The 12,650-nt window shown below is 28.5% G+C and carries 3 protein-coding genes; all 3 read left to right on the forward strand.

Features of this window, described 5'->3' with window-relative positions:
- The first annotated feature begins 85 nt into the window (after positions 1 to 85).
- The 3 genes from VBM88_RS01390 to tsf all read left to right on the forward strand — a co-directional run bounded on the left by VBM88_RS01390 (position 86) and on the right by tsf (position 12,507).
- Positions 86 to 10,531, forward strand: a complete 10,446-nt coding sequence (locus tag VBM88_RS01390) for an SGNH/GDSL hydrolase family protein (RefSeq protein ID WP_323680281.1) — start codon at positions 86 to 88, stop codon at positions 10,529 to 10,531.
- A gap of 239 nt (positions 10,532 to 10,770) precedes the next feature.
- Complete coding sequence (rpsB, locus tag VBM88_RS01395; protein ID WP_323176468.1) at positions 10,771 to 11,592, forward strand: 30S ribosomal protein S2; 822 nt, start codon at positions 10,771 to 10,773, stop codon at positions 11,590 to 11,592.
- A 33-nt stretch (positions 11,593 to 11,625) separates the two neighbouring features.
- Complete coding sequence (gene tsf / locus VBM88_RS01400) at positions 11,626 to 12,507, forward strand: translation elongation factor Ts (protein WP_257089564.1); 882 nt, start codon at positions 11,626 to 11,628, stop codon at positions 12,505 to 12,507.
- Positions 12,508 to 12,650: the final 143 nt, after the last annotated feature.

A 12,650-nucleotide genomic window follows, 5' to 3' on the forward strand; every position in this document is an offset into this window, starting at 1 on the left:
CAATTTGCTTGTTTACTCTTTAATTTGGTAAAATTTTATGAAATTAGTTTTATATACACTTATAGTGTATATAAGAGAGGTGATTATGAAAAAACAAAAAAAGTTAACGTTAATTTCATTAGCTGCAATCTTAACTTCAGCTAGTGTTGTTTCTGCGTCTTGTCAAGCGCCAGGTTCATCAAAACCAATCGGTAGATGAACTGATTTAAACGATGGTGATGCACCAATCATCATTAACCCCAAACCAGTTGATCGATCTGGCGAAATTAAAATTACTGAACCAGGAGCAAATAATGGTAACGGTTCTCAAAACGGAGGTAATGACTCAAATCAAAACCCTGACGGAAAAACTGATGTTGAACGTGCTAAAGAAAAATTATCTAAACGTCTTGTTTCAAATAACTTCATATCAAAAGATCAAAAAATTAGATATGTTGCATTAGGGGATTCAATCACTGCAGGATATGATGGAGCGCTTCCAAAGGATTATCCAGGTAAATTAGAAGCTAACGGTGAAATCACCGGAGCTTCTTATGCTGCGTTTTTAGCAAGATTACTAAATCAAAATTCAAATAATAGACTTGAATATTTTGAAAACTTCGCAGCTTCTGGCGCTCGTATAGTTGACTGATTTAAAATTTTCGGAATCGACTATGACAACCCTTACAACGACACACCTGATTGACCTGCTGTTAACAAAACTTTCAAAAACAAAAATATGCAAGAAATGGGTCCAATCATCAAGGAGCAATTAAAAGAAGCAAACTTAGTAACTATGTCAATTAGTGCTAATGACTTTTTCTTCTTGCTAATTGATACAGTTTCAAAAAATAGACCAATGGAAATTGTTAATGAATTCAGAAAAGAAAAACCTAACTATGGAAAGATTATTGACTTTTTCAACAAAGTTCTTACAAACACACTTCCAGAAGTTAGAAAAAGAGCTTTACTTTTAGTTAATGAACTTAAAAAACTTGCTCCAAAAGCAAACATTAACTTAGTAGCTTACCCATTACCACTTTCTGGTTTCAAAAGAGCGATTGATAAATTCTTCCAATCTAAATTAGGAAACATTCCAGTAGATCCGACTCAAGTTTTATTACAACAAATTAACAGCTCATTGTATGATGTTGCAAAAATTACAGATGTTAATGTGCTAAATGCATACAATGTTGATTATTGATCTGCTCATTCAGATGAAATTTCTGATGTTTATATTGATATTCACCCTAACACAAGGGGTTACAAAAAAATGGCTATGGATATGTATATTAAACTTACATCTCCATCTTTTGACCTCGCAAATTTTGATCCAACTTATAACTTTAACCAAGATTATTTACTCACCGACTCTACAACACTAAAATACCAAATTGAACCTTTTGTAAATAACTTACAATTATTTGGGTCTGATACAAATTCATATTTAGATTCTTCAATTCCATTCATTGATGAAATTAACAAACTTAGAACTCCATATAATTACCCTAATAGACTTTTAAGAATGTCAGCTACATTTAGAAATGTAACTGCTTCAGCAATTAATGGTCTTACAAATAATGAACTTTATAAACAACTTGATCCAGAAGGTAAATTAAAGGATTTAATTCTAGATACAGAAAACAATGGTGAAAATGGTTTTGTTACAATCATTGAATCTATTGTTAATTCAGGATTAATTCAACAAATTTACTTAGATTTCCAAAATGAATTATCAAGATTAAACAGAGAAGACAAACTTGAATTAATGGAAATTCCTCAAATTTTAATTAAATCAGTTCTTAAAGAGGAAAACTTATTCAAACTTATTAGAGCAATTGCTTCTTCAAAATTCATTAAATATAAAAAACCTGAATTAATCTCAGCTCTTCAAGGTGTAATTACAAACTTATTTGCGCTAAAAAGTGAAATGATTTCAGATGCAATCACAGGCCTTGCTTACAAATATGTTGAACCTTTCAAAATTGAAAAAGATGATCTTAAATCATTAATCACTCAAATTGTAACTAATCCAAATATTTCAAAAGTTATCGGACTTGCACTTGAAAGTTTCATTAGTAACTCTGAACAATTTGCACAAGTAGAAAACTTACAACAATTAATCAAAGTTTTCTTATCAGATAAAGAAAACATTAAGAAAATTGCAAACTCAATTTCTGATTTTGCATGAGACATTGTTTCAAATGATGTTACCAAAAATATTCTTAAAGACATTTTATGAAACTTACTTGAAAATAACGGATTATCAAACCAACTTATCAAAGCTCAATCAGATAATTTTGTTGATAGTTTATTAAACAGCTTAACAAGAGTAAAACCAGAATCAATTAAAGAGTTTATTTCAGATTTTATTTCTCAATTTGCTGACTTATTAAATCAAAACGAATCAGCTTCACTTGACAACATTAAACAAATTGCAAATCAAGCAGGAAAAATTGCTATTGATAATTTCGTTGCTAAAATGAACAACTCAGATTCTGAAGAAGAAACAAATGAATTTAATGTTTTCAAAATTCTTAAATTCATTAATGATTCAAAATTAGTAACAAACAATCAAACATTTATTAAACAACTTATCAAGAATGTTTTAAACAATCTTGATCGTTTAAACATCCCCTCAATGGTTTCAAAAGCATTATCATCAACAAAAATTACTTCATTTGTAGGTGAAGAAAATGTCAATTCACTTGTTAATTCATTGCTTAAAAATCAAAACTTACATAACCTTGTAAATTACTTAGTTGAATCTTATGTAGATAATTTTGCAGAATTTGCTGATGTTGAAGATTTAAATGCATTAATTCAAAAATTATTAGTAATTCCTAACTTAGAAATTGTTAAAGAACACCTTCAAGGATTAGTTTCTGACTTAACTGATGATCAACTTGCTTCTAACTTACTTGGTAATGTACTTAAATCGGTTGCTAAAAAATACAACCAAGCAGCTAGTGATGAACAAATCACAGCATTTGTTAACGACTCAAAAGTTGAGTTATTAAACTTTGTAAAATCATTAGACATTATTAATCCACTTATTGATTTTGTGTTTAGTCAACTTGAAACAATTAAATCAAGCAGCACACCTTATGCTGATTTAAGGGCATTACCTTCAAAAATTACTGATTTCTTAAAATCAAAATTAACTTCTGACCCTATTGCTTTAGTTAAAAAAGTTGCTAACTTAGAAACATTTAGTTCTCATGCACTTATCTGAAAAGAAATTATTAAAAATGTATTTGCCGAATTAAATGAAAACAATGCAATTGTTTTAAAAATCAAAGATATTTTAATTTCTATAGTTTCTTCAAATGAAACTTTAGCTAAATATGCAGATATTGATGAAGTTAAAACAATTATTAACAAGATTTTTGATACAGAACAAATTAATTCATTAATTCCAAATGTCCTTGATTTAATTTTTAACAACATTGCAGAATTAAAAACAGTTGAAAACATTACTGACTTAATTAATTTAGTAATCAACAAACCTGAATTCAAAACTATATTAACTTCGAACATCAAACCAATTCTTGATAATGTAGTTGCTGATTTAACAATCAACAAAACTCTTACAAAAGTGTTTACAGTCTTACTTGAAAAAGCAGGATTTACTTACGATGCTAAATTCAATTCAATGTTAAATACTGTATTTGCAAACTTAGTGAACAACTTAAGTTCAGATAATAAACTTAACAATTTAGTTGCCGAAGTTATTGCGTTATTCGATAATGAAAACATTACATTAAACAGTTTAACTTCACAATTGCCAAATGTAATTCTTAAAAACTTGAAGGTGACAGAATTTGAGTTTATTAAAAATATTTTAAGTGCACCACTTAGTGACATTGAAAAAGCTTCATTAAAAGAATTTATTCAATCATTATTATCACAACTTAAAACAAATGATAAAGTTTCAGAATTTATTAATAATTTAAATCTTGATTCTGTTGCTACAAAACTTAATGTTACAGCAGAAGAACTTAAACAATTACTTAACGACATTGTTGTTTCAGAACCTCTTGTAAATATTGGAACAAGTTTAACTGACTTTATCTTAAGTAATCAAGAACAAATTGGTAACTTATCTTCTTTAACTGATTTAGTAATTTTAGTTCTTAAGGATGCTAACTTTATTCACGATGTTAAGGATTCACTTAAAACTGCATTTGATGCATTAAAATCAAATCCAACAATTAAGAAAATGGTTACTGGATTTATAATCGACCTTGTGAAAACAAATGAATCAATTAGCTGATTACTTCAAGATGTTCAAAACATTGATGGATTAGTTTCTGATTTATTTGACTTGTTACCAAACTACAGTGATACATTTAACATTTTTGCACATATCTATAGTGGTTTAGAAGAGTTTAATCAAAATGGAAACTACACAAAATTATCTGATTTAGGTACATTGATTTTGAAATCATTTGCAGAAGAATTTGGTGGAGAAAATCAAGAAACAAACATTATCAAAGCAATCAAGATTTTATGTGATAGCTTACTTTCAAAACACGGTCAAGATATTAATCAAATTATCACAAATGTTTACAACAAGATTGCTACTGATTCACAAATGTTTGAATCAATTTTTGCCAAAGTTCCTGCAAACTTAAAAGAAAAGATTGAAAATTATGTTTCATTTGATAACTTAAAAGAATTAGTTAAATTTGTTTTAAACAATGACTCATTCAAAGTTGTATTCTTAAATCAACTTACAAATGTTCTCAATTCAATTGCGACTACAGATCAATTTACAACTTACAATGATTTAATAATCACAGTTCTTAAAGGGCTTGATTATGAGCAAATGAAATCTAACTTAAGTAATTTCGTTTCTGAATTATTTGAAAACGAAAATAACAAAGTTACATTAAAAGAGTTAATCAATAATGTTGTTAAATCAACTCTTCCTGACTTATATTCACAATTAAGCAAGGACTTTGTAAGTGATTTAGTAGATAATTTAATTCCATTATTAAATTCATTAAACATTTATCAACCTGCATTTGACAAGGTGTTTGAAGTTCTTTCAAATGCTAAAAATGCAGATGAACCATTAAGTGCAATTAAAACATTACCAAATGAAATTGTTTCATTAATTGTTGCTGAATTTAATAAAGATAAGCAAGCATTTGTAAACAAAATCTTAGCTTCACCTATTTATTCAGAAAACAAACAATTCATCAAAAACTTATTACACTACTTAGTCTCAACAATCTTAGTTAAAGATTCAACAATCACAAAATTAACTTCAATGATTAATGACGCAAATTTAGGTGAATTAGTTTCATCAGAAGGTGCATCACAAGTAGCTAACGATGTTTTAAGAAATAGTAATTTACCAACATTACTTAACTCATTAGTTGATGCAATTGTTGATAATGATTTATTAGACTCGATTTTCACAAATCCTAAAGATGTTATTTTCAAAGCTCTTAAAAATTCAAATGTTACAACTGAGCACAAATATGAACTTGCAAGTGTTATTCATACAATTTTAAGTTCAAATGGTTTAGATAAACTAATGCATAAAGCATTAAATAAAATGCTTGCTGATCAAGGTTTATTATCTTCAGAATTACCACTTGAATTCTATGCAGCACTTAAACAAACATTAAATCAATTAATTAACTACAACCCTACAAATACAATGGTTGATCAACTAATTGAAATCATTAATGCAGGTCTACAAGAGTCAAACAGTTTAGATGAATTAATCAAGTACATTACTTCAAATGTAAAATCATTATTAAACATTAAAGAATTTGGATACATTAAAACATTATTAAATTCAAACATTTGAAATCACTCGGACCAAATCAAAGAATTAGTTTCTAATGTAATTTCTAAATACTATGTTGATGAAAATATCCAAAAAGTTGCTGCAATGATACCTGTTGCATCAATTGCTGATAAATTAGGAATTGATGCTCAAGTTTTATCAGACTTATTTGTTGATATTCTTAAGTCACAAAATACTAAAGACATTATTAATTTAGTAACAAACTTTATTATTGATAATAACTCAACACTAAGAGAAGCAAACTCATTTGACCAATTAGCTATTGCTATAGCTTCAAATGAAAACTTTGTTGCTTCAATCAAACCAAAAGTTCTAAGCATAATTGACCAAGTAATGACAGGAACAAATGCACTTGAAAAACTTTCACAAGCTTTAGCAGCATTTATCAAGAACCCTGATTATGCAAAATATTTTGCAGGTGTTCAAGAACCTGAACAATTAGCTAAAAACATTATTAACATTTACTCAATTGTCGATAGAAACTTTGGTGTTTCAGAAATCGCTTTTGATGCTTTAATTAACTACATTAAAAAATCAGGAATTACAAACTTCTCAATTTCATCAGTTCTTTCTTCATTTACTAAAACAATTAAGGAAAGAATTTCAAAAGATCCATCAGCATTTGAAACAAAAGTTGTTTCAACATTTAAAGAAGTCATCACTTCTGACTTATTCACAAAGAGCAAGAATGATTTATTAAAAATTATTGACAACATATTCAATGTAATTCCTGCTAACGAATTAGCTACAAGTATTGTTAACCAAATAATGTCTAAAGCAGGAAATTCATTTGAAAACTACTTCTCTAAAGATGAATTAATTTCACTTCTTGAATTTGTTTTAAGTAACCAACACTTTAAAAACTTATTTGAAAAGATCGCATCTAATGCAATTCAAAGAGCAAACGAATTTGCTGATGTAACTTCTTACATTGATATTATCAAGAAAGCGTTTGTTTTAATTGATCCACAATCAGTTAAAGCAGATACAACCGGATTATTAAACGGATTATTAACTAACCAAGTTACAAAAGATTTTGTTTATAAATCACTTGTGAAATTATTTGGAACCTTAAACATTGAAGTTACTCCTCAAGTTGATAAATTGTTCAGAGATTTATCAAATAACTTAAAATCAGTTATTGATTCACTCGAACTTGTAAATCCTGCCTTGGATATCTTCTTTGATAAGTTAACAGAAGCCTCACAAGCTGAAAATGAACAAATCTTAGCTATATTAGGTCAAATTCCACAAGCATTATCAGATTTAATTAACAAACAAGTTCTTTCAGATATTAAAGGATTTGTTGACAGAATCATTAACCTTGACGTTGTTAATGATAACTATGAAACAATTATTAACTTAATTCCTAAAGTAATAATTGCGTTAAGAAATAATGGAACAATTACAAAACTTGTAAATTCACAAATCAAAAAGCTTTCAGATTCAAATACATTATTCCAATACACAACTAAAGAACATTTAGGAAACTTTATAAACGAACTTATTTCAATTAGTGAGATAGATGATTTACTTCTTGAGTTTGTTCCATGATTGCTTGAGGATAAATCTTGAACAAATTACATCAATTTACCACTTGATGTAATCGAAAAATTCAAGACTAACTCAGAAAAAACTGAATCACTTAAATCAAAAATTCAATTAATCATTGAAAAAACACTCAAATTTGACTCAACTAAAGTTATTGTTTTAGATTTAATCAATACATTCGGTAGAAAATACAATATTCAATTAGCTGGAATTAATTTAGATAAAGTTGTAGGTGATTTATTACAAAACTTAAACTCATTTGCAATCTCTGCTAAATTATTACCTAATGTTGCAAATATCTTTGTTGACACATTTATTTCAACTAAAGATACAAACCAAACTATAAGTGCTGTAGTTGAATACATCAAAGGATTACTAAAATCAGATGCATACAACATTGTTAAATCATTATTCAAACATTTATCAACATTAGCAGTTAACCAAGATGAAGTTATTAAATTAGTTAACGCAATAATTGAAACTATTAAAGTTAATGATGAACTTAAAGAAACAATCATTTCTAAGTTACCGTTAGATAAATTACTTGAAAGCTTCGGTATTACTAAAGACCAAATCAAACAAGCTTATGATTTAGTTGTAAAAATGCCCGAAGTTAAGGATTTAATCAACACAGTCTTAAGGTTCTTATTCAAAAACTGATCAAGTTGAGCTAATGCAAACTCATTTGATGAATTAATTGTGATTATTTTAGAAACGCCTGATCTTAAAGAATCAATTACAAACTTAGTTTCTAGAATTATTTACACAATCACAAGTGATCAAAACGTTCAAGATATGGTTGCAACTGCTACTGTAAGATATCTTCAATCATCACCTTACGCTTCAATTTTCAATGACATCAGCGATCCTACGCATTTAGTTAAATCACTTTTAGCTAACATTAAAGGAATTGATAATGAATTAAACATTATTGAGCAAGTTGCAAATTCTATAGTTAAATTATTATTGCAAAGACAAACTAATATCACGACTTCAGATATTACTTCAGCTATTACAAGTGCACTTGGTGCAATTGCTAAACAAGAAGGATTCGAACAAAAAGCAATCAGAGTGCTTAACTTAGTAATCAACTCACTTAAACAAGCAAATCATCAACAAGATTTATATTCACTTATTACAAATGCACTTCACTTATTTGAGGACAGAATTAACTTAGGTGAAATTATTTGAAACATCTTTGATGACGAAACACATAGTTACCTAGAAGAAAAAGTTATTTCTCAAGATTCATTTGTACAGTTAGTTAACTCAGTTGTAACTTCTGATGAATTAAAAGCTTTAATCACAGAAGTTTCAAGTTACATTGTTGAAAATAATCAATTCTTAGAAAACACAACTACTTTCTACGATATTCTTAAGATTTACTTAAATGTAAATGAAAATGTTAAAAGATTTGGTGATTTAGTTGAGGGAATAATTGTGAAAACACTTAACAATGACATTAGTAAAGGTGTTGTTAAAAAATTACTTAATAGATTTATCAACTTCCTTGAAATTCCAAGAACAAGTGAACTTGAAGAATTTATTCCTACATTAATTGACAACTTACCAGTTATCTTACAACGTGCCGGAATATTCAGATCAGTTGTAGATAGCATTGTTTCAACATACAAGAAATCTGCTTCATTCACTGAATTTGGTTCAAGTGTTGTAGGAGCAGTTGTTAAAGGAATTGACTTTACAACATTCAATACAGTTAAGAAGATTCTTCTTGATCCATTTATTCAAGATAATAAACAAAAAATTATCGACTTATTCAGAAGCATCATTACACAAATGCTTAATAATAAACAAAAATTAACAAGAGTTATTTCTCAATTTGGTTTAGGAAAAGCGTTATTAGGTACGAACGATTATGACACAGCAATTAACAATATGGTTGTTAATGCATTAGGGAACGAAAACTTAATTAACTTATTAGTTACAGTATTCACTGATGTACTTGATAGATCAGAAGATTATGCTAAACGTAATTCATTCTCATCTGTGCTTAATGAAATCTTTGTTTCACCTAAATCACCTCAAATTAAGCAATATATTGTTCAATGAGTTAACCACATTTTAGATAATGAAGATGCTGAAATTTCTCATGGTATTGGACTTATTATTTCAAATATGTTCAAAGGAATGGGATTTGCGTTTAATGATTCAGATTCACAAATCTTTGACAACATGGTTTCAGGATTATTCAAAACTCTTAGAGGTTCAAGTGAACTTACAACTATTGTTGACAATATTTATGAATTAATTAAAAAAACTGACTTTGAACAAATCGAAGACAGAATTAAAGCTCTTAAAGATATTGTTATTCATGGTATTATGTCAATCATCTTGAATAAAAATGGAAACATTTCAATGGATAAAATTCTCGAAAAAGGGCCATTTATTGGAAAAATTATCAAGAATATGGGTAATGGTACTTTTGTTAAATTTATCAACAGATTGTTTGAAAGTTCAACATTACAACCTGAAAAAACTGGTATTTACAAGATTATTGATGGTCTGATGAATCCGAATCAATCTTCATCATCTTCGTCATCTTCATCTAACAATAATCAAGGAAGCTCATCATCGCCAAAATACAAATTTGAGTTTGACGTAAGTATTTTTGAAATTGTGGGTAGAGTTAAAGAATTTATTAAAGAACTTTACATTCCTATCTGAGAATATATGTTTGAAGAAATTCAATCAGGTAGATATAACACAAGTCTTAGAAATAATGCTTACAAACAAAATGATGCATATAAAGCAGTTTTCAGATTTACGACATTTGCTTTATGAGCCGCTAAAGAAAAAGGAAATATTTCAGATTTCTTATTCTGAAACGGAACAACTCTTGAACTTGAAAACATCTTCCTTGATGGAACTGAAATGGCTTGAACAACAGTTAAAAATAGACACGCTCAAGATTTCAATAGGTGAACAGAAGAGCAAAAACGTGCATTTGGTAAAGCAGAAAGAGGAAATGGTTACAACTATGAATTTATAGTTGGAAACAGATCTAACAGTACAAATAATTCAAACTATTGAAAAGATCAAGTTTTAGTTTACATCTACTATAGAAAAACAAAACCTATTGATAAATTCACAAGAAAAACTAAAACAGAAATTCTTTACGAAATGCTTAGAGATGGATACATTAATAAAAATTAATCTCTAGTTTCAAAGTGCTACACACCAGTTGTGTAGTGCTTTTTGTATAGATTCGACCTAAAACTTTTAACTTTGAAATAATGAAAAATGTAATACAATAGATTACAAGAGTTTTAAAACTACTCTTACAAAAATTAACAAATATATCAGTAAATATGGATTCACTTGGGTGTGCTAATCATAGTGCTAGGTGCTCGAAATATTTACGTAGCAAAACAAACTAAAAGGAAATTAAAATTATGAACAACGCAGAAAACAAAAAAGAAAATGTTAAAGTTGTTGAAAAACAACAAAGAACACCAATTGTTTCAAAAACAAAATTATTAGAAGCTGGAGCATACTTCGGACACAAAACTCACGCTTGAAACCCAAAAATGAAAGATTACATTGTTCCAAACAAAAAGAACAAAGGATCACACATTATTGACATTATCAAAACACAAAAATACTTAGAATACGCTTACTCATTAGTAAACACATTAGCATCTAAAAATGCACAATTTATTTTTGTTGGTACAAAAAAACAAGCTAGAGAAGCAGTTAAAGAAGCAGCTGAAAGAACAAACTCATTATACGTAACAGAAAGATGATTAGGTGGTACATTAACAAACAACCAGACAATCATGTCACGTGTAAACAAAATGAAAGAATTAGAAGCTAAAGCAGCTAACGGATTTGCTGGATACACAAAGAAAGAAGCTTTAGACTTACAAAAGAAATTAGATAAATTACACAAAAACTTAGATGGAATCAGAAACATGAACAGATTACCACAAGTAATGATTGTTGCTGATCCAAATGAAGATGCAATCGCAGTTAAAGAAGCTAAAAGAAAGAAAATCAAAGTTATTGGTATTTTAGATACAAATGCTAACCCAGATTTATTAGACTTCGGAATTCCTGCAAACGATGACTCTTCAAAATCAATCGCTTTAATTATGACAATTTTAGCTGACGCTATTGTTAAAGCACGTGGTGGACAAGTTAAATTTGCATACCAAGAAGACGATAAAGTTGTTTTACCTTCATTCCAAAAACAAGAAGAAAACTCAAATAACTAATTAATCATAAAATAATTTAATTAAGGAGTAATCATGGCAGACATGAAAATGGAAAAAATTAAAGAATTAAGAGCTAGAACAAATTCAGCCTTAATCGATGTTAAAAAAGCATTAGAAGCTACAGAATACGACATTGAAAAAGCTATTCAATGATTAAAAGAAAACGGAATTGTCAAAGCTGCTAAAAAAGCAGGTCGTATCACTGCTGAAGGTGCAGTTTCAGCTCATGGAACAGATAAAGAAGCTGTTATGGTTGAAATTAACTCAGAAACTGATTTCGTTGCTAAGAACGACAAGTTCCTTAACTTATTAAACGAAGTTACAAAATCAGTTTTTGAATCAAAGGCTAACACCTTAGAAGAAGCCTTAGCTACAAAAATGAATGACAACGAAACTGTTGAACAAGCTTTAATTCAAGCTACATCAGTTATTGGAGAAAAAATTTCTCTTCGTCGGATTCAAAGAGTAGTTGCTGAAGAAGACCAAGTTTTAGGTATATACGTTCATGTTAACCGTCAAGTTGCAGCAGTAGTTACAGTTAAAGGTAACAATGTAGAAGCTGCTAAAAACGTGGCAATGCATGTTTCAGCTATGAATCCTGAATTCACATTAGTTTCAGATATCCCTGCAGAAAAATTAGAAGAAATCAAAGCAGGGTTTGAGAAACCAAATGGTTTTGACTCTAAACCAGAAAAAATACAACAACAAATTACAGAAGGTTGATTAAACAAACAATTATCAGAAATCGTTTTAGCTAAACAACCTGTTGTTGTTGACGATTCAGTATCAGTTGAAAAATACTTATCAAATCACAATGATGAGTTAGTTTCAGCTGTTAGATTTGAAGTTGGTGAAGGTATTGAAAAAGTTCAATCAAACTTTGCTGACGAAGTAGCTGGAATGGTTGTTAAGTAGTTCTTACTTAACTTCTATTTTGATATAACGCATATTCTAATCACTTGGAATGTGCGTTTTTCTTTATAAATTAATAAATTAATTTATAATAAAACTTATAAAATCAAATTAACTAAAAAAATCAATAAAACAAAGGATAAATC

Source organism: Mycoplasma sp. 1232, from assembly GCF_034863345.1.
In the GTDB taxonomy this organism is placed as follows: domain Bacteria; phylum Bacillota_I; class Bacilli_A; order Mycoplasmatales; family Metamycoplasmataceae; genus Mycoplasmopsis.